24 protein-coding genes are annotated in these 23,406 nt (G+C 67.8%); 11 read left to right on the plus strand and 13 right to left on the minus strand.

What is annotated here, in order from left to right; genetic code table 11:
- Positions 1 to 24: 24 nt before the first annotated feature.
- Positions 25 to 483 carry a hypothetical protein gene (locus J6U32_RS12040; RefSeq protein WP_208795646.1) on the minus strand — a complete coding sequence of 153 codons (459 nt, stop codon included), beginning with the start codon at positions 481 to 483 and terminating at the stop codon, positions 25 to 27.
- Between the two features lie 130 nt (positions 484 to 613).
- Here J6U32_RS12040 and J6U32_RS12045 point away from each other — a divergent pair, with 130 nt between their 5' ends.
- Complete coding sequence (locus J6U32_RS12045; RefSeq protein ID WP_208795647.1) at positions 614 to 1,177, plus strand: Uma2 family endonuclease; 564 nt, start codon at positions 614 to 616, stop codon at positions 1,175 to 1,177.
- A 115-nt stretch (positions 1,178 to 1,292) separates the two neighbouring features.
- On the opposite strand, the gene J6U32_RS12050 is transcribed toward J6U32_RS12045, so the two are convergent.
- The 4 genes from J6U32_RS12050 to sdhC are packed head-to-tail and all read right to left on the minus strand — an operon-like array spanning position 1,293 to position 4,767.
- Positions 1,293 to 2,081, minus strand: a complete 789-nt coding sequence (locus J6U32_RS12050) for a succinate dehydrogenase iron-sulfur subunit (RefSeq protein WP_006367508.1) — start codon at positions 2,079 to 2,081, stop codon at positions 1,293 to 1,295.
- The gene (gene sdhA, locus J6U32_RS12055; protein ID WP_208795648.1) at positions 2,081 to 3,835 is read right to left on the minus strand and encodes a succinate dehydrogenase flavoprotein subunit; all 1,755 of its coding nucleotides are present in this window, start codon (positions 3,833 to 3,835) and stop codon (positions 2,081 to 2,083) included. The genes J6U32_RS12050 and sdhA overlap by 1 nt, the downstream gene beginning before the upstream one ends.
- 59 nt (positions 3,836 to 3,894) lie before the next feature.
- Entirely contained in the window at positions 3,895 to 4,347 is a 453-nt protein-coding gene (locus J6U32_RS12060; protein ID WP_208795649.1) for a succinate dehydrogenase hydrophobic membrane anchor subunit, read from the minus strand.
- A gap of 12 nt (positions 4,348 to 4,359) precedes the next feature.
- Positions 4,360 to 4,767: a succinate dehydrogenase, cytochrome b556 subunit gene (gene sdhC / locus J6U32_RS12065; RefSeq protein ID WP_208795650.1), complete on the minus strand. Its 408-nt coding sequence runs from the start codon at positions 4,765 to 4,767 to the stop codon at positions 4,360 to 4,362.
- 251 nt (positions 4,768 to 5,018) lie between these two features.
- Here sdhC and J6U32_RS12070 point away from each other — a divergent pair, with 251 nt between their 5' ends.
- Genes J6U32_RS12070 through J6U32_RS12080 form a run of 3 tightly spaced genes read left to right on the plus strand, consistent with a single transcriptional unit; the run spans position 5,019 to position 7,890 of the window.
- Positions 5,019 to 5,420 carry a cytidine deaminase gene (locus J6U32_RS12070; RefSeq protein WP_208795651.1) on the plus strand — a complete coding sequence of 134 codons (402 nt, stop codon included), beginning with the start codon at positions 5,019 to 5,021 and terminating at the stop codon, positions 5,418 to 5,420.
- On the plus strand, positions 5,417 to 6,763 hold the full coding sequence (locus J6U32_RS12075; RefSeq protein ID WP_208795652.1) for a thymidine phosphorylase: 1,347 nt from the start codon (positions 5,417 to 5,419) through the stop codon (positions 6,761 to 6,763). The genes J6U32_RS12070 and J6U32_RS12075 overlap by 4 nt, the downstream gene beginning before the upstream one ends.
- The gene (locus tag J6U32_RS12080) at positions 6,760 to 7,890 is read left to right on the plus strand and encodes an adenosine deaminase (protein WP_208795653.1); all 1,131 of its coding nucleotides are present in this window, start codon (positions 6,760 to 6,762) and stop codon (positions 7,888 to 7,890) included. The genes J6U32_RS12075 and J6U32_RS12080 overlap by 4 nt, the downstream gene beginning before the upstream one ends.
- A 94-nt stretch (positions 7,891 to 7,984) precedes the next feature.
- Here J6U32_RS12080 and J6U32_RS12085 read toward each other — a convergent pair whose 3' ends face one another.
- The 3 genes from J6U32_RS12085 to J6U32_RS12095 form a co-directional block, all read right to left on the minus strand.
- Positions 7,985 to 9,277 carry a primosomal protein gene (locus J6U32_RS12085; protein WP_208795654.1) on the minus strand — a complete coding sequence of 431 codons (1,293 nt, stop codon included), beginning with the start codon at positions 9,275 to 9,277 and terminating at the stop codon, positions 7,985 to 7,987.
- A 77-nt stretch (positions 9,278 to 9,354) separates the two neighbouring features.
- Positions 9,355 to 10,305 carry a C40 family peptidase gene (locus J6U32_RS12090; protein ID WP_208795655.1) on the minus strand — a complete coding sequence of 317 codons (951 nt, stop codon included), beginning with the start codon at positions 10,303 to 10,305 and terminating at the stop codon, positions 9,355 to 9,357.
- A complete protein-coding gene (locus J6U32_RS12095; protein ID WP_208795656.1) occupies positions 10,305 to 10,631 on the minus strand; it encodes a type VII secretion target in 327 nt (108 codons plus the stop codon). The genes J6U32_RS12090 and J6U32_RS12095 overlap by 1 nt, the downstream gene beginning before the upstream one ends.
- A gap of 175 nt (positions 10,632 to 10,806) precedes the next feature.
- Between J6U32_RS12095 and upp the strand changes: the two genes are divergently transcribed.
- Positions 10,807 to 11,430 (plus strand): uracil phosphoribosyltransferase, encoded by a 624-nt coding sequence (gene upp / locus J6U32_RS12100; protein ID WP_208796080.1) that lies wholly within the window; start codon positions 10,807 to 10,809, stop codon positions 11,428 to 11,430.
- A gap of 18 nt (positions 11,431 to 11,448) precedes the next feature.
- Here upp and J6U32_RS12105 read toward each other — a convergent pair whose 3' ends face one another.
- The 3 genes from J6U32_RS12105 to J6U32_RS12115 form a co-directional block, all read right to left on the minus strand.
- Positions 11,449 to 12,228: an ABC transporter ATP-binding protein gene (locus J6U32_RS12105; protein ID WP_208795657.1), complete on the minus strand. Its 780-nt coding sequence runs from the start codon at positions 12,226 to 12,228 to the stop codon at positions 11,449 to 11,451.
- Positions 12,229 to 12,275: 47 nt separating this feature from the next.
- Entirely contained in the window at positions 12,276 to 12,941 is a 666-nt protein-coding gene (locus tag J6U32_RS12110; protein WP_208795658.1) for a hypothetical protein, read from the minus strand.
- A gap of 99 nt (positions 12,942 to 13,040) precedes the next feature.
- Positions 13,041 to 13,844 (minus strand): purine-nucleoside phosphorylase, encoded by an 804-nt coding sequence (locus J6U32_RS12115; protein WP_208795659.1) that lies wholly within the window; start codon positions 13,842 to 13,844, stop codon positions 13,041 to 13,043.
- Between the two features lie 78 nt (positions 13,845 to 13,922).
- Between J6U32_RS12115 and J6U32_RS12120 the strand changes: the two genes are divergently transcribed.
- Both J6U32_RS12120 and J6U32_RS12125 read left to right on the plus strand, forming a co-directional pair.
- On the plus strand, positions 13,923 to 14,630 hold the full coding sequence (locus J6U32_RS12120; protein WP_208795660.1) for an enoyl-CoA hydratase/isomerase family protein: 708 nt from the start codon (positions 13,923 to 13,925) through the stop codon (positions 14,628 to 14,630).
- Positions 14,631 to 14,697: 67 nt separating this feature from the next.
- On the plus strand, positions 14,698 to 15,897 hold the full coding sequence (locus J6U32_RS12125; protein ID WP_208795661.1) for an amidohydrolase: 1,200 nt from the start codon (positions 14,698 to 14,700) through the stop codon (positions 15,895 to 15,897).
- Positions 15,898 to 15,944: 47 nt separating this feature from the next.
- Here the strand turns inward: J6U32_RS12125 and J6U32_RS12130 are convergent, their stop codons facing one another.
- A complete protein-coding gene (locus tag J6U32_RS12130) occupies positions 15,945 to 16,427 on the minus strand; it encodes a gamma-glutamylcyclotransferase (protein WP_208795662.1) in 483 nt (160 codons plus the stop codon).
- A gap of 243 nt (positions 16,428 to 16,670) precedes the next feature.
- Here J6U32_RS12130 and J6U32_RS12135 point away from each other — a divergent pair, with 243 nt between their 5' ends.
- The 3 genes from J6U32_RS12135 to J6U32_RS12145 all read left to right on the plus strand — a co-directional run bounded on the left by J6U32_RS12135 (position 16,671) and on the right by J6U32_RS12145 (position 20,057).
- Entirely contained in the window at positions 16,671 to 18,074 is a 1,404-nt protein-coding gene (locus J6U32_RS12135) for an NAD(P)H-quinone dehydrogenase (RefSeq protein WP_208796081.1), read from the plus strand.
- Positions 18,075 to 18,232: 158 nt separating this feature from the next.
- A complete protein-coding gene (locus tag J6U32_RS12140) occupies positions 18,233 to 19,600 on the plus strand; it encodes a hypothetical protein (protein ID WP_208795663.1) in 1,368 nt (455 codons plus the stop codon).
- A gap of 4 nt (positions 19,601 to 19,604) precedes the next feature.
- A complete protein-coding gene (locus J6U32_RS12145; protein WP_208795664.1) occupies positions 19,605 to 20,057 on the plus strand; it encodes a hypothetical protein in 453 nt (150 codons plus the stop codon).
- Positions 20,058 to 20,076: 19 nt separating this feature from the next.
- Here J6U32_RS12145 and glpK read toward each other — a convergent pair whose 3' ends face one another.
- A complete protein-coding gene (glpK, locus tag J6U32_RS12150; protein ID WP_244332938.1) occupies positions 20,077 to 21,525 on the minus strand; it encodes a glycerol kinase GlpK in 1,449 nt (482 codons plus the stop codon).
- Positions 21,526 to 21,639: 114 nt separating this feature from the next.
- Here glpK and glpD point away from each other — a divergent pair, with 114 nt between their 5' ends.
- Positions 21,640 to 23,385, plus strand: coding sequence for a glycerol-3-phosphate dehydrogenase (glpD, locus tag J6U32_RS12155; protein ID WP_208795666.1), 1,746 nt, complete (start codon positions 21,640 to 21,642; stop codon positions 23,383 to 23,385).
- The last annotated feature ends 21 nt before the right edge of the window (positions 23,386 to 23,406 follow it).

The raw sequence follows: 23,406 nt of genomic DNA on the forward strand, positions 1-23,406 counted from the left end.
TGAAGGGGCTGTTTGTCGGATGTTTCACCACTCGCAGACCGCCATGGCGGCGGGCCCCTCGGCGTCGTCGGTCGCCACCGTGCGGGAGCCGGAGGTGACGGTGCATTGCGCGACCTCGCCACCGGAGATGAACACGACACGGTGGGTGTCTCGCCGGTCGCCGGTGGGGGTCAGGGTCAACGATCCGGTCCATCGGTCGGCCCGTGCGTCGTGATCGGTGAGCCGCACGTCGAACTGATGTCGGGGGCGGCCGTTCGCGTCGTACCAGAGCAACTGCTCGTTGACCTCCTCGTCGGAGGCGATCGTGATGGTCAGGGGTGCCGCAGGAGATTGGGGCGCAGGGGATTGGGGCGCAGGCGGATTCGTGAGATCCGTCGATGCCGCCACCGGCGGCGGGGTGAGGCCCGCGGCCAGGCACCCCGCCGATACGACGGCGAGGACGAGCAGGACGAGGGGATGCGGGCGGGCGTTGCGGTGAGTCATGAACGATTGGACGCAGCGGGGGCCTGATCGGTTCCGGGTGGTCGTGTGTTGTCCACAGGCAGTTGCGGTGCGGTCGGCGCGGACCCGTCGTGCGTCATGCTTGTCGCCGTGAACCGGGAGGCGACTTACCATGACAACCGTGACCACCGAGATCCTGGGCCTGCCGCACGGCAGCGGTCTGACGTACGCGGACCTGGAGTCCATGCCCGATGACGGCTGGCGCTACGAGCTTCTCGACGGGGTCCTGATCGTGGGTCCGGCCCCTACGCCTCGGCACCAGCGAGTCGTGGCGAGGCTGCACCTGCTGCTGCACGCCGCGTGTCCGCCGGACCTCGAGGTGTTGTTCGCCCCGCTGAATGTGGTGCTCGCCGGGGACACCTGCCTGCAGCCGGATCTCCTCGTGGCACCCCGGTCGGCGTTCGCCGAGACCAACCTCCCACAGGCGCCGACGCTCGCGATCGAGGTCGCGTCGCCGTCGACGCGAGGAGTGGACATGCTGCTCAAGAAGGACAGGCTCCGGCGGGGCGGGTGCGCGCACTATTGGGTCGTCGATCCCGCTGTTCCGACCTCGATCACCACCTGGTCGCTGGTCGACGGGGCCTACGTCGATTCCGGCACGGCCGTCGGCGAGGAATGTCTCGCGGTGACCGCACCGTTCGCCGTCGACATCGTGCCGGCCGACCTCGTCGACTGAGTCGGCGCACCGGCCTCGTCCGACAATTCAGGCCCGCACCGAAAGGGTGCGGGCCTGAATCGGGGCTGCAGAGGTGGCTTGTGTCCCGCTGCGAAAACGGTCAGCTGCGAAAAGCTCAGCGCGAGAACATGAGTGCGCGCTTGACCTCTTGGATCGCCTGGGTGACCTGGATGCCACGCGGGCAGGCGTCGGTGCAGTTGAAGGTGGTGCGGCAGCGCCACACGCCGTCGATGTCGTTGAGGATGTCGAGACGCTCGACGGCGCCCTCGTCACGACTGTCGAAGATGAAGCGGTGTGCGTTCACGATCGCCGCCGGGCCGTAGTAGCTGCCCTCGTTCCAGAACACCGGGCAGCTGGTGGTGCAGCACGCGCACAGGATGCACTTGGTGGTGTCGTCGAAGCGGGCGCGATCGGCCGCGGACTGGATGCGCTCACGGGTCGGCTCGTTGCCACTGGTGATCAGGAACGGCTTGATCGCCCGGTAGGCGTCGAAGAACGGCTCCATGTTGACCACGAGATCCTTCTCCACCGGAAGCCCCTTGATGGGCTCGATGGTGATGGTGATCTCCTTGTTCTTGTCTTTCGGGAGTAAGTCCTTCATCAGCAGCTTGCAGGCGAGCCGGTTCACGCCGTTGATGCGCATGGCGTCCGAGCCGCACACCCCGTGGGCACAACTGCGCCGGAAGGTGAGCGTGCCGTCGAGGTAGCCCTTGACGTAGAGCAGCAGGTTCAGCAGGCGGTCGGTCGGCAGCGCCGGGACGCGGAAGCTCTCGAAACCCTGTGCGTCGGGGTTCTCCGGGTTGAACCGGTAGATCTTCAGCGTCACCATCGTCGCCTCGTCCGGAACCGCGGGCAATGGCGGGTCGTCGGACGAGGGGGCCGGATTCTCCATGGTCACTGTCATCAGTACTTACGCTCCATCGGCTCGTAGCGGGTCTGGATGACGGGCTTCCAATCCAGCTCGATGTCGCTGAGCAGATCGTCGCCCTTCTTGTAGGCCATCGTGTGCCGCATGTAGTTGACGTCGTCGCGGTTGGGATAGTCCTCGCGGGCGTGGCCTCCGCGCGACTCCTTGCGGTTCAACGCGCCGACGACGGTGACCTCGGCCATCTCCAACAGGAAGCCGAGTTCGATGGCCTCGAGCAGATCGGAGTTGAACCGCTTGCCCTTGTCGTGCACACGGATGTGGGCGTAGCGCTCCTTGAGCGCGTGGACGTCGGTGAGTGCCTGCTTGAGGGTTTCCTCGGTGCGGAACACCGACGCATTGGCGTCCATCGAGGCCTGCAACTCGGTCCGGATGTCGGCGACCCGCTCGTGTCCGTGTTCGGAGAGGATCGTCTCGAGCCACGCGTCGACCATCGCGGTCGGGTTCTCCGGCAGTTCGGTGAACTCGGCGGAGTTGGCGTATTCCGCGGCGGCGATCCCGGCCCGACGACCGAAGACGTTGATGTCGAGCAGCGAGTTGGTGCCCAGGCGGTTGGCGCCATGCACCGACACGCACGCGCACTCACCGGCGGCGTAGAGGCCGTGGACCACATCGGTCGCGTTGCGCAGGACCTGACCCTCGATGGTGGTCGGGATGCCGCCCATCACGTAGTGGCAGGTCGGGAACACCGGCACCCATTCGGTCACCGGGTCGACGCCGAGGTAGGTGCGGGCGAACTCGGTGATGTCGGGGAGCTTCTCGTTGAGGACGTCCTCGCCGAGGTGGGTCACGTCGATGTAGACGTAGTCCTTGTTGGGGCCGGCGCCCCGGCCTTCGAGGACCTCGAGGACCATCGAGCGCGCGACGATGTCGCGGGGCGCGAGGTCCTTGATGGTGGGGGCGTAGCGCTCCATGAAGCGTTCGCCGTCCACGTTGCGCAGGATGCCGCCCTCGCCGCGGACCGCCTCGGAGATGAGGATGCCCAGACCGGCCAGGCCGGTCGGGTGGAACTGATGGAACTCCATGTCCTCCAACGGAAGTCCCTTGCGGAACACGATGCCCATGCCGTCACCGGTGAGGGTGTGGGCGTTGGAGGTGGTCTTGTACATACGACCCGAGCCGCCGGTGGCGAAGATGATCGACTTGGCGTGGAAGACGTGGAGTTCGCCGGTGGCGAGCTCATAGGCGACGATGCCGGTGGCGACGGGCTCGCCGGCCTCGTTCTCGCTGAGGCAGAGATCGAGCGCGTAGTACTCGTTGAAGAACTCGACGTCGTGCTTGACGCAGTTCTGGTACAGCGTCTGCAGGATCATGTGGCCGGTGCGGTCGGCGGCGTAACACGCACGGCGGACCGGTGCCTTGCCGTGATCGCGGGTGTGGCCACCGAAACGTCGCTGATCGATGCGGCCCTCGGGGGTGCGGTTGAACGGCAGACCCATCTTCTCCAGGTCGAGCACCGCGTCGATGGCCTCCTTGGCCATGATCTCGGCGGCGTCCTGGTCGACGATGTAGTCACCACCCTTGACGGTGTCGAAGGTGTGCCACTCCCAGTTGTCCTCCTCGACGTTGGCCAGCGCGGCACACATGCCGCCCTGCGCCGCGCCGGTGTGGCTGCGAGTGGGATAGAGCTTGGTGAGCACTGCGGTGCGGGCGCGGGGGGCGGCCTCGATCGCCGCGCGCATCCCGGCGCCGCCGGCACCGACGATCAGGACGTCGTAGCGGTGTTCCTGCATGTGTTTCGAATCTCCTGGAGTCGACGAGGGCGGGGCGTCAGAGACGAGAGTCCGTGGCGTCAGTTGACGCTGTTGACGTCAAAGGTCAGAAGCGCATAGGTACCGAGCACCAGCACGAGGATCATCGAGATCCCGAGCAGCACGTTGAGCCAGAACCGGGTGGAGTCCTTGCGCGAGTAGTCGGCGATGACGGTGCGCACACCGTTGCCGCCGTGCAACTGGGCCAACCACAGCATCGTCAGGTCCCAGATCTGCCAGAAGGGTTCCTTCCACCGCGCCGCCACGAAGGAGGCGTCGATGCGGTGCACACCGTTGTCCCAGGCCAACATGATGAACATGTGCCCGATGGTCAGGATGATCAGCGCCAGTCCGGAGAAGCGCATGAACAGCCACGCGTACTTCTCGAAGTTGCCGCCCTTGCGGGCACGCGGGGAGCGCGGGTTGTCGAGGCTGGCCGGCCGGTCGTAGTCGGTGCCGAGCGTCTTGGCCAGGTGTGGGGAGGATGCGGTCATCGGTGATCTCTCCTAGAACGAGTGCTCGATCAGAATCTGCAGGAGCCGCACCGCAGCGGCGGCGAAGACGATCACGAACAGCGTGAGGATCGTCCACAGCATCTGCCGCTGGAACTTGGCACCCTTCGACCAGAAGTCGACGAGGATGATGCGCACACCGTTGAGGGCGTGGTACAGCACACAGGCGACGAGACCGATCTCCATGAGGCCGATGATGGGCGTCTTGTAGGTCTCGATGATCTCGGAATACTTGTTCGGATCGATCCGGATGACCGCGGTGTCCAGAACGTGAACGAACAAGAAGAAGAAGATGGTGACACCGGTGATCCGGTGGAGTACCCACGACCACATCCCGGGGTCGCCTCGGTACAGAGATCGCTTGCGCACCGGGTCGGGTGCGGTTTCGGTCGGGGTGCTCATTGCGAAAATCGGCCTCCAACATCGTCGATGGACTCTGGTGGCAGCCTGCATCTTCAGGCTCCACCATGGACCCATGCATCAGACTCTAAACCTATGCTGAGGGTGGTCGAAAACTGCCCGAACAGATTTGGGCGACAAGAGATTCCGACTTAGGTTTGCCTTACCATTGCTCTGACGTTGCGCCGGCGAGTGTGATCCGGCCCCGCACTGTTCACCGGGAGTTTGCCCTGTCTGCTGAAATCGACTGGAAAATGTTGCGCCACAAGGCGAATGAGATGATCGCCCGCGCTTACGCGCCCTACTCCCGGTTCCCGGTGGGCGCTGCCGGACTCACCGACGAGGGTGATCTGGTGGCCGGTGGCAATGTGGAAAATGTCTCATACGGGCTCGGTGTCTGCGCCGAGGTCGCGTTGGTGACGGCACTGGTCGGGTCGGGCCGATCACGACTGCGTGCGGTCAGCGTGTGCGACTCGCGCGGGGCGGTGCTGATGCCGTGCGGACGGTGCCGACAGGTGCTCTGGGAGTTCGGTGGCGCGGAGCTGCTCGTCGACCATGCCGACGGGCCACTGCGGCTCGCCGAGTTGCTGCCCCACGCTTTCGGACCCGACGACCTCGGTGCGGGCACCCTCGACGGTGACGGGGAACTGCGATGAGCGCCGAGATCATCGACCCGATCTCGGTCATCGCCACCAAACGCGACGGCGGCTCGCTGAGCGACGGTCAGATCCGATGGGTCGTCGATGCCTACACGCAGGGGTCGGTCGCGCCCGAGCAGATGTCGGCGTTGCTGATGGCGATCGTGCTGCGCGGGATGGACCGTCGCGAGATCGCCACGTGGACGCAGGCGATGATCGACAGCGGGCGACGCGCGGACTTCGGCGATCTGCGCCGCGACGGTCGGCCGCTTCGCACCGTCGACAAGCACTCCACCGGCGGGGTGGGGGACAAGATCACCCTGCCGCTCGCGCCCTTGGTCGCCTCGTATGGTGTTGCGGTGCCCCAACTGTCGGGCCGAGGCCTCGGACACACCGGCGGCACGCTGGACAAGCTGGAGTCCATCGCGGGGTGGCGTGCGGACCTGTCGATGGACGAGATACTCGGCCAGCTCGAGGCGGTGGGTGCGGTGGTCTGTGCGGCCAGTCCCGACCTGGCACCCGCCGATCGGCTGCTCTACGCGTTGCGTGACATCACCGGCACCGTCGCATCGATCCCGTTGATCGCGAGCTCGATCATGAGCAAGAAGATCGCCGAGGGCACCGGTGCGCTGGTGCTCGACGTCAAGGTCGGCTCGGGGGCGTTTCTCCCCGAACTCGATTCCGCGCGCGAACTCGCGGCCACCATGGTCGAGCTCGGACATCGCGCCGGGGTGGCGACCTCGGCGCTGCTGACCGACATGGACACCCCGCTCGGACGCTGCGCGGGCAACGCCGTCGAGGTCGCCGAATCACTCGAGGTGCTCGCCGGCGGCGGGCCCGCCGACGTCGTCGAGCTGACGGTGGCCCTGGCGCGGGAGATGCTTGCCGCAGCCGGGATCTCCGACCTCGACCCTGCCGACCATCTGCGCAACGGGCGCGCCATGGACTCCTGGCGCGCGATGATCGCCGCGCAGGGCGGCGACCCGGATGCACCGCTGCCCCGTGCCCGGCACACCGACGTCGTCGTCGCCGAGACATCCGGTCGTGTGCGACGACTGGATGCGCGAGCGGTCGGCGACGCCGCCTGGCGACTGGGTGCCGGGCGGTCGGTGCCCGGTGAGGCCGTGCAGTCCGAGGCCGGGGTGCAGTGGCACGTGCGTCCCGGAGAGTTCGTCGAGGCGGGTGCGGCGCTGTTCACGCTGCACACCGCGACTCCCGAACGGTTCGGTCCCGCGCGGGCAGCACTGGCGGGCGCGGTCGACGTCGTCGCGGAGCCGGGTTCCGACGGCACCGGTGCCGCACCCGAGGCCGCTGCCGTCGCCCGGCCGCTGGTGATCGAACACGTTAGGTTCGGATCATGACGTCGATGCCGCCGCGTTCCCCGCTCGATCCCGCTGCCCTGACCCTCGCACCCAAGGTGCTGTTGCACGATCACCTCGACGGCGGTCTGCGGCCGTCGACCGTGCTGGAGCTGGCCCGGGAGACCGGCTATGACGAACTACCGGCGGAGACGGCCGATGACCTCGCGGTGTGGTTCCGCGACGCGGCCGACAGTGGCTCGCTGGAGCGCTATCTGGAGACCTTCGCCCACACCGTGGGCGTCATGCAGACCGTCGGTGCGCTCGAGCGGGTCGCGGCCGAATGCGTGGAGGACCTCGCCGCTGACGGCGTCGTCTACGCCGAGGTCCGCTACGCACCCGAACAGCACCTCGAGCGCGGCCTGGAGCTCGACGAGGTCGTCGAGGCGGTGTTGCGCGGGTTCGCGCAGGGCGAGCGGACCGCCGCGGCGTCCGGTCACCCGATCGCCGTGCGGTGTCTGGTCACCGCGATGCGCCACGCCGCGCGCTCCCGGGAGATCGCCGAACTGGCTGTGCGGTATCGCGATCGAGGAGTGGTGGGATTCGACATCGCCGGTGCCGAGGCCGGTCATCCGCCGAGCCGCCATCTCGACGCCTTCGAATACATGCGGGCCAACTGCGCACCGTTCACCATCCATGCGGGCGAGGCGTTCGGACTGCCGTCGATCCACGAGGCGATCGGTTTCTGCGGCACCGACCGGCTCGGGCACGGGGTGCGGGTGATCGACGACATCACCCTGCCGCCCGGCGCGCAACCCGACGACGACGCGTTTCCCGGTGCCGAACTCGGTTTGATCGCGAATATCGTGCGTGACAAGCGGATTCCGCTCGAGCTGTGCCCGAGCTCCAATGTGCAGACCGGTGCGGTGGCCTCGCTGGCACAGCATCCGTTCAACGTCCTGGCCCGGCTGCGTTTCCGCGTCACCGTCAACACCGACAACCGGCTCATGAGCGACACCACCATGAGCAAGGAGTTCGCGAAACTCTCCGACCAATTCGGTTACGGCTGGGCCGATTTCGAACGGTTCACGGTCAACGCGATGAAGTCGGCGTTCATCCACTTCGACGAGCGGCTGGCGTTCATCGACGACGTCATCAAGCCGGGCTACGCGGTGCTGCTGCAGGGCTGAGGCCTGCGGCTGCCCTTCCGGGTGATGTTGTGCCCGCAACCCGGGTACAAGATCACCCGGAACCGGCGGTGATGCGCAGCGGTCACCCGCGCCGTCACCGCTTCTTGACGAGCCGATCCTCGAACTCGTGCTCGAGGGCCCGCCACGCCTCGGCCTCGTTGTCGAACGGAGGGCTCGGCGCCATCCGCTTGGGGTCGGGGTTGGTGGCGTAGTCGACGAACCAGCCGAGTGGTGTCGTCGAGCCCAGCGCTTCGGCCACCGAGTCGTCGCCGGCGTAATCGGCTGCGTCGGTGAACAATTCGACCGCCAGCTCCAGTTGATTGCGATCGATGCGTCGGGGTCCGTCGGTGATGTCCTCGACGAGTCCGGGTAGCACGTAGACGTTGTCGTCGATGACGTCGAACTCCAGGGAACCGTCGGTCGCGGCGACGCGGACGTCGTCGAAGGTCGACACACCCGAGAGATCATGAGAGCTGTCCTCGGCGAGGAACTTCGACAGCGAGCGCGGTGAGGCGAAGACGAAGATCTTGCCGTCGTCGCCGAGGAACACCGGATCGTCGCCGAGGTAGCACCGCAACGAGAGGAACTCGCCGGTGCCGGTCACGATGCGAATCGGGTCGATGCCCACCGACGCCCAGAAATCGTCGTCGACGTCCTCGTCGGTGTCCTCTTCTTCGTCGTCGGTGTCGTCGTCGGCGAGATCGGACTCGGAATCGTCGGGCGATTCGGTGTCGGCGTCGCCGACGAGGTCGAGATCCTCGTCGGGCTCGTCCTCGTCCTCGGCGGAGGCCGCGGCCTCGAGTTCGGCCTCGGCGGTGGTCACCGCTGCCTTGTCGACCTCGGGTGTGCTGATGACCTCGTCGATCGCGTCGAGCACGTTGTCCCAGTGCTTGGCGATCAGTCGACCGATGCGCACCCACAGGTCGGTGCCGTCGCGGCCCTCGAAGTTACGGGTGCCGGTGGTCACCGCACCGAGGATCGGGTTGCCGTTGAAGAACTTGGTGATGACGGTCAGCTCGCAGACCTCGCCGAGGATGCGCACGATCTCCAGTGCGTCCTCGAGTTCGGCGATCACCTCCGGTGTCGGGTCCTCGGCGGCCAGCTCGGGGACGCCCACCAGGTCATAGGAGTGGCGGTCGTCGGGGACCAGCTCATCGGCTTGCAGGCCCTTGACGGTTTCCCACGCGGGGTGCTCGACGAGATCGTTGTCGTCGTCGGTGCGGATGAAGGCGACGAGTTCGGCAACGCTGCCGAAGACGTAGAGGTCCTCGTCGAGTCCGAGGAATGCCTCCCACTCGTCGTCGCCCTCCCGCCAGCGGGGTGCCCACAGGGTGAAGCTGTTTCCGTCGGTCAGTCCGAGCTCGATGGGGACAATGTCTCCGGCCATGACGTCACAGCGTAGCGATCGCGCCTGTGAGCGCCATACCGGCCCCACGACGGGCAGGTGAACTTCTGCATCGACACTCATCGCGGCCTGTAGAAGCCCTGAAAGCCCTGGCCGGCATTCGTGGTCCGCAGCGGTGAGACCTGGACGGGGTCCCCGGCCTCCACGAGCTGATCGTTGCCCACATACATCGCGACATGACCGTCCCAGACCGCGAGGTCACCGGGCATCAGATCGGCTTGGGCCACCGCGAATCCGGCGGAGTCCTGCTCCTGGGCCAGCCGCGGCAGCTCCAGGCCGGCCTGCCGATAGGCCCACTGGGTCAGGCCGCTGCAGTCGAAACCGCTGGGGTCGGTACCGCCCCACACATACGGCACACCCTGCTGGCTGAGCGCCGCGCGTACCGCCGCGGCCGCCCGCTCGTTCGGGGCGTGGGCGATCGACCCGTCGGGCAGGGTGATCGCGACCCCGCCCTCGGTGATCGCGGGCCGTTCGCCGGGACCGCCGGTGCGGGTGACCGGTGCAGGTGCATCGTGGCGGGCGAGTTCGGCCAGCGCCGCGGTGTCGGCAGCGAGCTCCGCGCGGGTGCGTTCGACGACCGCCACGCCGCGACCGACGTGATCGATCGCCAGCGGTAGCAGTACCGCGAGTCCGGTGGGAGAGAACAAATCGGCACCGAGGCCGCGCGCAGCCTGATCAAACGAGTCGACCAGCGACTCGAGCTGACGGGCGGCGCCGTGCACCCGCTGGGCCGCGGACTGCGTCAACGTCACGATCTGCGCGTCGTCACCGGTGATCGCGGTGGTGTGACCGGCGGTCACCCGCGACGCCGCTTCGGCGGCCTCGGCGCCGCGCCCCTGCCATTGGCTGCCGAGTCTGGTGGCGGCGGCGAGCGCGTCGTCGCGGGTCGATGCCAGATCCGGTGCGAGGGCCGCGATGGCGCTGACCGGATCATTACCCGGCAGCACACCGGTTCCCAACGCCGTCACCAGGATTCGCAGCGGAGCGATCAACAGGTCGGCCGATGTCATCAGGCGTCCACCTCCGCGGCGGGCCCAGCGGCGATCGACAAGGTGGCGGCCGACATGTCATCGACACCGGTGTACGCGGCCGCCGCAGCGGCACTCTCGCCGGACAGGGTCAGGTGCCGGTCGGCGACGGCGGTCAGCCGGGCGCGCCTGCTGTCGAGGACCCGACCCAGCATGGTGAGGAAGTCCGCGCCGATCAGCCCGAAGGTCAGCGCGAGAGGCGTGAGGTCGGTGGCGACCGCGTGGGCGCCGACCCGGGCCGCAGCAGCCGCCTCGCCGGCGGCATGGGCGGACAGTGCCGCGGGGGATACGGAGAGTTGTTCGATCATGCAGATTTGGACGCAACGGTCGGCGCTCTGGTTCCATCGAATCGCGACCCGTGCGGCGAGGCCCGATGAGTGCGGTCACGAGGCCGCCGCACTCGCCGCCCACTATGGTTTCCCCATGCCGGTTCACCCCCAGCCCGAACACCCCCAGCCCGACGATCTCCGGTCCGGGCGATCGATGCCCGTGCACGTCGTCGATCATCCACTGGCCGCCGCGCGACTGACGACGATGCGCGACAAGGGCACCGACAACGCGGCCTTCCGGGCTGCGCTGTCGGACCTGACGCAGATGCTCGTGTACGAGGCGCTGGCGGATGCGCCGAGCGAGCAGGTGAACATCCAGACACCCATCACCACGTGCCCCGGCTCGCGACTTGCCAAGCCGCCGTTGCTCGTTCCGGTGTTGCGGGCAGGCCTGGGCATGGTCGAGCAGGCGCATGCGATGGTGCCCGAGGCGCTCGTCGGATTCGTCGGCGTGGCCCGCGACGAGGCGACCGCCAAACCGGTGCCCTATCTCGAATCGTTGCCCGACGATCTCGCCGGTCAGCCGGTGTTCGTGCTCGACCCGATGCTGGCGACCGGCGGGTCGATGTTGCACACCATCGAACTGCTGGTTGCGCGCAACGCCACCGACATCACCGTGTTGTGTGTGGTGGCAGCACCCGAAGGCGTTGCGGCGCTGGAGAAATCGGGCCATCCGGTGCGCCTGGTGGTGGGCGCCGTCGACGACGGTCTCAACGAGGCGTCCTACATCGTGCCGGGCCTCGGCGACGCCGGCGACCGCCAGTTCGGTCCACGCTGAGCGCGACCCGCGCAGGACTCAGGCGGCCACCGCCGACCACCGGCCCCGGTGGCGGCGCACCGTCACCGGGTGATCGAAACAGGTGCTGATCGTCGCCGACGTCAGGGTCGCCTCCACGGTGCCCGCGGCGACGACCTCTCCGTCGCGCAGCAGCATCGCGTGCGTGGTGCTCGCGGGGAGATCCTCGAGGTGATGGGTGACCAGCACGCTGGCGAGATCGGCGACGTCGGCGCGCAGCCGATCGATCGCCGTCAGCAGTTTCTCGCGGGCTGCGAGATCGAGGCCGGTGGCCGGTTCGTCGAGCAGCAGCAACGCCGGACGCGGCATCAGCGCCCGCGCGATCAGCGTGCGACCACGTTCGCCCTGACTCATGACCGGCCACAACGAATCCCGGCGCTCGCTCATCCCCAGCATCTCCAGCAGATCGTCGGCGCGCGCATGTTCGTCGACGGTGTAGTCGTGGCGTCGGTCCAGTTCGGGCGTGTTGGTCAGCCCGGTCAGGACCACATCGTGCGCCGAGATCGGCACGTCGATACGCCAGCGCGGATCGACATGTCCGATGTGGGTACGTAATTCGCGCATGTCGACGCGACCCAGGCGTTTGCCGAGCACGTGCACGACCCCGGTGGTCGGGTGCGAGCGGGCCCCGAGGATCGCCATCAGGGTCGACTTGCCCGCGCCGTTGGGTCCGAGCAGCGCCCAGTGCTCACCGGGCTGCACGACGAGGTCGACATCGTGCAGCAGGGCCCGGGAACTCCGGATGACATCGATGTGGGAGGCGTCGAGAACTGCGGGCATTCGTCCAGTTGTAGACCCCGCCCGAGGAACCCGGCGCCCGGGGGGCGTCAGTTCGACGCCCAGTACTCCAGCATCGGCTCGGTGGCCAGCGTCGCGCCGTTCTCGGAGATGACCAGCGCCGACGGTGAGACGGTGTAGGTCACGGCGCCGTTGCGCGCCAGGTAGGTGGTGCCCACCATCTGCGGATATCCGATCTCGATGGGGTTGCCGTCGGCGAGAGCCTTGTAATACCAACGCCCGGTCTGGTTGCCGACCTGACAGATCACCACCTGTGACCGGCTGGTGCGGCCGATGACGATCGCCGGATCGTCGGCGGCGTTGCACCGCGGTCCGGACAGGAATCCCTGCCAGTCGGCGCCCGAGACGGTGGGGCTGGGTCGCACCGGTGGCTGTGTCGTCGTGGTCGACACACCGGTCGGACCCGAGGCGCCCCCGGGGCCGGTGACCGTGCTGGTGACGGTCTGCGTCGAGGCGCTCGCAGCCGTCGTCGACGCCGAGGCCGAGTCATCGGGGTCCGAACCCCGGGTGAGCCAGTACGCGCCGGCCCCCGCGCCGATCACCACCAGCACACCGACCACGATGGCGGCGATCACCAGCGGCGACGACCACGGTGACCGCGGCGGCGGATAGCCCGGCCCGTATCCCTGCGGAGGTTGCGTGGGGTATCCGCCGCCCGGTGGATAACCGCCCGGATCTCCCGGCGGATAGGTCATGGGAACCTCCCTGGGACGCGCGGCGACGATTGGTGCGAACGGTACCGCAGTGGCAAGCCCGACATTCGTGACCCGCGCGAACGTCAAGGCTGTTCAGGGTCAGAGCCTGCCGACGACTGTCGCCAGCAACTCACCCATGTGTGCGGCCGACGTGCGACCCACCTCGAGGACCTCGGCATGGTTGAGTGGCTCACCGGTGATGCCGGCCGCCAGGTTCGTCACCAGTGACACCCCGAGTACCTCGAGTCCGGCGGCGCGCGCGGCAATCGTCTCGTGCACGGTGGACATTCCGACGAGGTCGGCGCCCATCGTGCGCAGCATGCGGATCTCCGCAGGCGTCTCATAGTGCGGTCCGGGCAGACCCGCGTAGACGCCGTCGGCGAGGGTCCGCTCCACCTCGCGGGCCACCTCGCGCAGCCTCGGTGAGTAGGCGTCGACGAGATCGACGAACTGTGCGCCGACGAGCGGCGAGCGGGCGGTGAGATTCAGGTGATCGGAGATCAGAACCGGCTGGCCGACCCTCATGCCGTCGCGCAACCCGCCCGCCGCGTTGGTGAGCACGATGGTGTGCGCGCCCGCCGCCGCTGCCGTCCGCACCGGATGGACAACGCGCGCGAGGTCATGGCCCTCATAGGCGTGGATGCGTCCGAGCATCAGCAGGACCCGGCGGTCACCGATGTGCACCGACCGGATCGTCCCGCCGTGCCCGGCGGCCTTGGGTGAGGTGAAACCCGGCACCGCCGACATCGGCAGCGTCGCGATCGGTGTGCCGAAGGCATCGGCGGCCGGTGCCCAACCGGAACCCAGAACCAGAGCGACATCGTGCGCGGCACAATCGGTTTCGGTGGCGATGGTGGCCGCCGCCGCAATCGCGGCGGCGTCGGGGTCAAGGGTGGGATCCATATGCCTCACCCTATGACCTCCGATCCGCGCCTGCCCGGCGCCCGGAGAGCGTGCGTGTGCAGGCGATAAGGTCTGCTCATGCCATTCCTGAGCGAGGAGCCCACCGCCGCCGACGTCGCCGAACTGTTCCTCGGCGCCCCGGGGGTCGAACTCGACGAGACGAATCCGGAAAACCGGTTTGCCCCCGCATGGATCGAGAAGACCAGCGCGTTGCTCGACGACGCCGTCGCTGCAGGCGCGAAGGCCCTGGTCATCACCGCCACCGGAAAGTACTTCACCAACGGTCTGGACACCGACCACATCGCCGCGCACGCCGCGGAGTTGCCCGCCTATCTGGATTCGGTCCACGCGCTCTACACCAAGGTGCTGACTTTGCCGGTGCCCACCGTGGCCGCAATCAACGGACACGCCTTCGGAGCGGGCGCAATGCTCGCCCTGTGTGCCGACCACCTGGTCATGCGCACCGAACGCGGCTACTGGTCGCTCCCCGAAGCTGCCCTCAACATGCCGTTCACCCGGGGGATGGCAGCGCTGCTGCGCACGCGGTTGCCCGAGCGCACGGCCACCGAGGCGATGCTGACGGCCCGCCGCTACGGCGCCGATGACGCCGTCACCGCCGGCATCGTCGACGAGGCCGTCGGCGTCGACGAACTGCTCAACCGGGCCGTCGAGGTTGCCGTGCAGCGGGCCCCGCTGGCCGGGCCCACGCAGACCCTGATCAAGCGGGGGCTACGACGCCCGCTGCTCGCCGATCTCGCGGTACCGACGCCGCCCGAATTGCTCTGAGCCCGATGCGGCCGGACGACCGACCGGCCCAGCTGTGCATTCCCCGGTGGATGGAAGGAGAAATGTGGTGACGCAGGCCGAGATCGGTGACCCGTCCGGCGGTGTGATCGACACCTGGCTGGCCACCCACCGCGATCAACTGGTCGGCTGGCGCCGACACATCCACGCCCATCCCGAATTGTCCCGGCAGGAGGTGGCGACCACCGAACTGGTGATGGCCGAGCTGACCGCGCTCGGCCTGGCCCCGCGTCGACTCCCGTTGGGTACCGGCGTGGTCTGCGATCTGGGGCCGAGTACCGGCCAACGCATTGCCCTGCGCGCCGACATGGACGCGTTGCCGATCACCGAACACACCGGCCTGGCGTTCAGTTCGACGGTCGACGGGGTGTCGCACTCGTGCGGTCACGACGCACACACCGCGATCCTGCTGGGGACCGCGGCCGCGCTGGCCTCGGCGCCCGAGCTCCCCGTCGGGGTCCGGCTGGTGTTCCAGCCGGCCGAAGAGGTGATGCCCGGCGGTGCGCTCGACGCGGTGGCCGCCGGAGTCACCGAAGGGGTGAGCCGGATCTATGCGTTGCATTGCGATCCGCGCCTGCCGGTCGGCTCGGTCGGACTTCGCGAGGGTGCGCTCACCTCCGCCGCCGACCACATCGAACTCCAACTGCGCTCACCCGGCGGGCACACCTCACGCCCGCATCTGACCGGTGATCTCATCTATGCGATGGGCGCCGTCATCACCGGGCTGCCGGGCATCTTGTCGCGGCGGATCGACCCGCGATCGGGCACCGTGATGGCATGGGGGGCAGCGCATGCCGGCAACGCCCCCAATGCGATCCCGCAGGAAGGGATGCTGCGCGGAACCGTACGTACCGGAGAGCACGGTACCTGGGCCGACATGGAGCCTCTGGTGCGCAGCGTGATCGGCGAACTTCTTGCACCACTGCGGGTTTCGTATGATCTGTCATACTTCCGCGGCGTACCGCCGGTGATCAACGATCCGCTCGCGGTCGAGGTGCTCGCCGCATCGGTGGCCACGCTCGGTCCCACCGCCGTCGCCGACACCCCGCAGTCGCCGGGCGGCGAGGACTTTTCCTGGTACCTCGAACAGGTGCCCGGAGCGATGGGACGCCTCGGCGTGTGGAACGGTCTCGGGCCGCAGCTCGACCTGCACCAGTCCACCTTCGACATCGACGAACGGGCACTCGACGTCGGTGTGCGCACACTCGCCGGCGTGGTGTTCATCGGATCGCCCGGCGCGCCGATCTGAGGCTGTTGTATCAGAACTCTGGGGCTGTAATCAGGCTTCTGGGTGTCTCAGGCTTCGGGGGCGCCCGGACCGGGCCCGACGTTGCGGGCCTCGCGCAGGCGTAGGTCCTGCACGTAGTCGGCGGGTGCGCCGGCCACCTCGGCGGCGTCGGCCATCACACCGAGATAGCGGGCCGAGGGCAGTCCGCCCTCGTAGGCGTCGAGGACGTACATCCATGCCAGGACACCGCCGTCGGCGGTCTTCACCCGGGCCCGGATCTTGCGGTGGATGCCGAGTTCGGAGCCCTCCCACCGGTCGAGGTTGTCCTCGTCCTCGGTGGGAACGTCGTAGAGGACGACGAAGACCTTGGCGTCGGGATCGTCACGGTCCTCGGTGACGGTGGCCAGTGATCCTTCCCACCCGATGTCGCCTCCACCGAAGGTCAGTCGCCAGCCGTGCAGCCATCCGGTTCCCGACATCGGCGAGTGCGGGGCGCGCAGCGCCATCTGCTCGGGATCCATGTTCGAACCGTACGCTGCGTAGATCGGCATAGTCGCCTCTGACCTGCACTTTCCCGCCGGGATGGGGCCCGACCTCATCGATTTGCCGCCACCGGTGCACCTGCGGCCACGACGATCGTATTACGCCGGACGCCGCTGCACGATGCACGCGGTGATCGCCGACCGTGCCACGGCGCAGAAATCGGCAGCGGCGCGCAGGAGTAATCATCGTCGATGGCCTAGGTTGGTCAGCGGAGTCGACAAGTATCTTCCAGCCCGACAGGAGTGATGGACGTGACGAGGATCGTGATCATCGGCGGAGGCCCCGCAGGCTATGAGGCGGCGCTGGCCGCGGCCGCGTACGGCGCCGACACCACCGTGATCGACTCCGACGGCATCGGCGGTGCCTGCGTGTTGTGGGACTGCGTGCCCTCCAAGACGTTCATCGCATCCACCGGCATTCGCACCGAGGTCCGACGCGCCGTCGACCTCGGTATCAATCTGCGCACCGACGACACGTTGGTGACGCTGCCATCGATCCATCAGCGGGTTCGCGATCTGGCGTTCGCCCAGTCCGCCGACATCCGATCGCGACTCATCAGTGAGGGCGTCACGCTGGTCTCCGGCACAGCGGCCCTGGAAGGACCTCAGGTCGGGGTGTCCACGCACGCCGTTACCGCCACCCTCGCCGACGGCTCCACCCAGCGCTACGAGGGCGACGTCGTCCTGATCGCGACGGGTGCCTCGCCGCGTGTGCTGCCCGACGCGCAGCCCGACGGCGAACGCATCCTCACCTGGCGCCAGCTCTACGATCTCGAGGCGCTGCCCGAACACCTGGTCGTGATCGGCTCGGGTGTGACGGGTGCCGAGTTCGTGCACGCCTACACCGAACTCGGGGTCAAGGTGACGCTGATCTCCAGCCGGGACCGCGTGCTGCCGCACGAGGACGAGGACGCCGCACTCGTGCTCGAGGAGGCACTCGCCGAACGTGGCGTCGAATTGGTCAAGCATGCCCGCGCCGACAAGGTCGTCCGTACCGGCGATTCGGTGACCGCCTACCTCGCCGACGGCCGCAGCGTCACCGGATCGCACGTACTGATGACCGTCGGATCGGTTCCCAACACCAACGACCTCGGCCTCGACCGCGCTGGTGTCGAGACCCATCGCGGCGGCTACATCACCGTCGACCGCGTTTCGCGGACATCGGTGGCCGGCATCTACGCCGCCGGTGACTGCACCGGATTGTTCCCGCTCGCGTCGGTCGCGGCCATGCAGGGCCGGATCGCGATGTACCACGCCCTCGGCGAAGGCGTGAGCCCGATCAAACTCAAGACTGTGGCCTCGGCGATCTTCACCCGGCCCGAGATCGCCACCGTCGGGGTGTCGCAGAATGCCATCGATTCCGGTGAGTATCCGGCGCGCACGGTGATGCTGCCGCTGGCCACCAACCCCCGCGCCAAGATGAGTGGGCTGCGCCGCGGCTTCGTGAAGATCTTTTGCCGGCCCGCCACCGGCGTGGTGATCGGCGGTGTGGTGGTCGCACCCAACGCGTCCGAACTCATCCTGCCGATAGCTCTGGCGGTGCAGAACAAACTGACCGTTTCCGATCTGGCACAGACGTTCTCGGTGTATCCGTCGCTGTCGGGTTCGGTGACCGAGGCGGCCCGTCAGCTCGTGCGTCACGACGACCTGGACTGACCTGGTCCCACGGGTGCTGCTCCCACGGGCTCTCCGTGCGTCATCGGTTCCGATCCATGCACAGGTGTCCGATTCGTCCTGCTGGGCTGCTCGCGGGCCGGTAGGGTCGCTCACGATGCCGACGAGGTGGTGGGGGAGAGAATGCTGGGGGAGACAGGGTGACCGGCGACGGCGATCGCAATGCCCGGCGCAGTGGTGAGCGTCCGGCGGACTGCGGCAGCACCGACTGGGGGTCGATGTCGATCACCGAGATCCTCACCATCATCTCCTCGATGAAACAGGGTGCCGCACAAGGTGATGCCGACGCGGTGCTCGTCGCCATCGAGAAAGTGGAGGGGATCGCCCACGCCCTGTTGAACGGCTTCACCGACGACGGGGTGCTGATGGGGCAGGCCGCACGGGGTGCTGTCGACGCCGCTCTCCGTCTCGGTGGCGAGATGTCGGCCAGTGTTGCCGACGCGCGTGGTAGCGCAGCGGCAATGACCGAGGCGGCGGGCATCCTCGGCGCGACGCATGGCCAGAAACCACTGCTCGAGGCCTACCGGACCCGGTTACAGGATCATCCCGAGGATGCCGCAGCGGTCCGTTCACAGGTCCGCAGCATCATGCGGGGCACCTACGGCGGACCGATCGTCGGCGCCGCGGCCGCGTTACCCAGTCCCGTCGGCCCGATCGGCACCGACTCGTACGCAGGTGTGGGCGGCGGTTCCGGCTCTGCCGACGGCGCGTCACCATCCGGATCGGGACCGTCGGGCCAGCAGTCGGCGTCACTCATCGACGTCGACGACACCGGACCGGCAGGCCCCGGGGGCGGACCCGACGGCGGCGGACCGACGGGCGGTGACACCCCGACCACTGCCGTTCCCGCAGCCGGCCCGGCATCGACGACCGGTGGTGGCGGTGGGTCGGGCCCGTCGGGATCCGGTGGCGGCGGCAACAATCCGTCGGCGTTGACCCGAGGCGGTCTCGGTAGCCCGGTCACGCCGGGAGCGGCGGTACCGGCCACGGGCCGCGGCACCGCCGGTGGTTCCGAGGGCGCCACCGCGGGTGGAGCCGGGCTTCCCGAGGGCGTGATCTCGCTTCCACCAACCGCTTTCGCCCCACCAGCGACCTTGGCGGGTACTCCTGGGGCCGGCGCGGCCGGTGCCGGGACACCAGGATCTCCGGGCGGCGGGATGCGGCCGACCACCGGCCCCGGCGCCGGCCCGGGTGCGGCCGGCGGTGCCCGTTCACGCGACACCCGACATCGTCCCCCGCATTACCTCAACGACGGCGAGAACGGGCGCGAGATCGTCGGTGAGCTGCCGCTGGTCGGTCCGCCGGTGATCGGTGACTGGTCTCCGCAGGCGCTTGCGCCGACCGTCGACGATTCCGGATTCGAGGCGGTCGCATTGCCGATCAGTGACCGCGGCTCGGCATCGCCGGTGGCCGGTCGGCCCGGCGACGTCGCCGGAGGATCGGAGTCGTCGGAAGAAATGGATTCAGCTGTCCCACCGACTGATTCGCCATCACGGCCGGAGCGCTGATTCGATGGCGGTTCCGGGATCGGCGCGACGCGTCGATCGACTCGGTAATGGGGCGGTGGCCGAACTCGTCGGTCGCGTCGGGGTGGGCGAGGTCGAGGATTGCCTGCGGATGCTGACGGTGACAGTCGTCGACATCGTCGACCTGGGTGGTGAGCCGGTTGTCCGTGAGGTATTGACGCAATGGCGTGAGCAGGGCCGGGTCTCGCCCGCGACGCGCTCACAGCTCGCCGCGGTGATGACCCGACATGAGGTCGACGCGGCTTTCGCCCATCGTTCTGCCGACATCGACGGCCAGCGGCTCTCGTTCGTCAAAGCGCGTGCTCTGCACTGCCTTTCGATTGCGATCGATTCGGCGACCGGACACACAGAACGGCTCGGCGAAGCCGCCTACGAGGCGGCCTCGGCGATGGGTGGGACGGCCGGGGTGGTGGCCGTGCTCGTCGAGTTCGCAGCCTGATCACCCGTGTTGGACACGCTCACGCCAGGCCGTAGCTGTGTTCCACCGCGCGATTCCATTCGCCGTACAGGCGGTCGCGCTCAGGGGCGTCCATCGCCGGATTCCACCGCGTGTGTTCATTCCAGTTCTCCCGGATCTCGTCCTCGCCGTCCCAGTAGCCGACGGCCAGACCGGCTGCATAGGCGGCACCGAGCGCGGTGGTTTCGTTGACCACCGGCCGGATGACGGGGACGTCGAGGATGTCGGCCTGGAACTGCATCAACAGGTTGTTGACCACCATTCCGCCGTCGACCTTGAGTGTCGACAACCGCACCCCGGAATCGGCCTGCATCGCTTCGATGACCTCTCGAGTTTGAAATGCGCTGGCCTCCAGCGCAGCTCGCGCGATATGTCGCTTGTCGGCGAAGCGGGTCAGGCCGGTGATGATGCCCCGTGCGTCGGGCCGCCAGCGGGGTGCGAACAGACCGGAGAATGCCGGCACGAAGTAGACGCCGCCGTTGTCGTCGGCTTGTGCCGCGAGCTTCTCGACGTCCGCGGCCTCGCTGAACAGCCCGAGACTGTCCCGGAGCCACTGCACCAGCGAGCCGGTCACTGCGATCGAACCCTCGAGTGCGTAGCGCGGCGCGGCGTCGCCGATCCGATAGCACACCGTGGTCAGGAGCCCGTGATCGGAGAACACCGCCTCCGTTCCGGTGTTGAGCAACAAGAAGTTTCCCGTGCCGTAGGTGTTCTTCGCCTCGCCCGGAGACAGACATGCCTGCCCGAAGGTCGCCGCCTGCTGGTCGCCGAGAATACCCGCGAACTGCACGCCCGGCAGTGAACCATGTTCGCGCAGTGACCCGTACACCTCCGACGAACTACGGATCTCGGGTAACGATTCGACGGGGATGCCCATGTCCGCGCAGATTTCCTCGTCCCAGGTCAGGGATTGGAGGTCCATGAGCATGGTGCGTGAGGCGTTGGTGACGTCGGTGATGTGCCGGCCGCCGGCCGGTCCGCCGGTCATATTCCACGCGATCCAGGAATCCATTGTGCCGAAGCAGAGTTCGCCGTTGCGTGCACGTTCGGCCACGGCGTCGACGTTGTCGATGAGCCAGCGCATCTTCGGTCCGGCGAAGTAGGTCGACAACGGCAATCCGGTGCGGGTGCGGTATCGGTCGACGCCGGCATCACCACCGAGTTCCTCACACAGCGCGCCGGTGCGGGTGTCCTGCCAGACGATGGCGTTGTGCAACGGTTCGCCGGTGGAACGGTCCCAGGCGACGGTCGTCTCGCGCTGATTGGTCAGCCCGCAGGCGACGATGTCGTCGACATTCAGGTCGGCCGACGCCAAGGCTGCGGCCACCACGCGTCGCGTGTTGCGCCAGATCTCCGCGGGATCGTGCTCGACCCACCCGGCTCGAGGGAAGATCTGGCGGTGTTCGAGTTGCTCGACGGACACGACCCGGCCGCGGCGGTCGAAGACCATCGCGCGTGTGGAGGTCGTGCCCTGATCGATGGATGCGACATATCCCGAGGTGCTGGCCACGCCGCCAGTGTCGCACGCGGTGCCCCACGCCGAGATCAATTACGCTGACGGACTATGAACTCCGAGTTCAATCCCGATCGACCTGCCGATATGGGCCCGCTGCACCGCGCCGAGGCGTGGCGGCGGTTATCCGAGGAGCAATTCGACATCGTCGTGATCGGCGGTGGTGTCGTCGGCGTGGGAGCTGCGCTCGATGCGGCGACCCGGGGATTGCGGGTTGCGCTCGTCGAGGCCCGCGACATCGCCTCCGGTACGTCGAGCCGGTCGTCGAAGATGTTTCACGGTGGGCTGCGTTACCTCGAACAACTCGAATTCGGTCTGGTCCGCGAGGCCCTGGCCGAGCGGGAACTGTCGTTGCGGCTTCTCGCACCGCACCTGGTGAAGCCGCTTCCGTTCTTGTATCCGCTGACGCGGCGGGTGTGGGAACGGCCGTATGTTGCTGCCGGGATCTTCTTGTATGACCGGATGGGTGGTGCCAAGTCCGTTCCGGGACAACGACATGTGACCCGGTCGGGTGCGCTGCGGGTTGCGCCTGCCCTCAAGCGCGACTCGTTGATCGGCGGGATCCGCTACTACGACACCGTGGTCGATGACGCCCGCCACAGTCTCACGGTGGCGCGGACGGCGGCGAACTACGGTGCGGTGATCCGCACGTCGACGCAGGTGGTCGGGTTCTTGCGGGAGGCCGACCGGGTGATGGGCGTGCGTGTCCGTGACAGCGAGACCGGCGATACCGCGGAGGTGCGTGCGCACTGCGTCATCAACGCCGCCGGCGTCTGGACCGATGAAGTGCAGGCACTTTCGCATCAGCGCGGTCACTTCCGGGTGCGCGCGTCGAAGGGCGTCCACATCGTCGTTCCCCGGGACCGGATCGTCAGTGAAACGGCGATCATCTTGCGTACCGAGAAGTCGGTGCTGTTCGTCATCCCGTGGGAGACACACTGGATCATCGGCACCACCGACACCGACTGGAATCTCGACCTCGCGCACCCGGCCGCCACCCGGGCCGACATCGACTACATCATCGACCGGGTCAACGAAGTACTCGTCACCAAGCTCACCCACAACGACATCGAAGGTGTCTATGCGGGTCTGCGGCCGCTGCTCGCCGGTGAGGACGAGTCGACGTCGACATTGTCGCGGGAGCACGCGGTCGCGCGGGTGGCGCCCGGGCTGGTCTCCATCGCGGGGGGCAAGTACACGACCTATCGGGTGATGGCTGCCGACGCGGTGGACGCGTGTGACGACTACATCCCGACACGGGTCGCGCCGTCGATCACCGAACGCGTTCCGCTGCTCGGCGCCGATGGCTACTTTGCGCTCATCAATCAGTGTGAACATCTCGGGAAGCGTTTCGGCCTGCATCCCTACCGGGTTCGACGACTGCTGAATCGGTACGGATCGCTGATCGACGACGTGCTGTACTACGCCGATGCCGATCCCTCGCTGCTGCGCCCGTTGGCGGCCGCACCGCAGTATCTGCGCGTGGAGGTCGTCTATGCGGCGATCGACGAGGCGGCACTGCATCTCGAGGACGTTCTGGCCCGCCGTACGCGGATTGCCATCGAGTATTCGCATCGCGGCGTCGGTTGTGCCCAGGAGGTCGCCGAACTCCTCGCGCCGATACTCGACTGGGACGCCGAGCGCATCGCCTTCGAGGTGGAGACCTACAACGCGCGGGTGGCTGCCGAGATCGCCTCGCAGCAGCAGCCCGACGACGCCTCGGCCGATGCGTTGCGCGCCGCGGCGCCCGAGTCCCGCCAGGAGATTCTCGAACCGGTGCCCGTACCCGACAACTGACGGTGCGTCTGCTTTGCCGGG

It is taken from the genome of Gordonia polyisoprenivorans (genome assembly GCF_017654315.1).
Taxonomy (GTDB): Bacteria; Actinomycetota; Actinomycetes; order Mycobacteriales; family Mycobacteriaceae; genus Gordonia; species Gordonia polyisoprenivorans_A.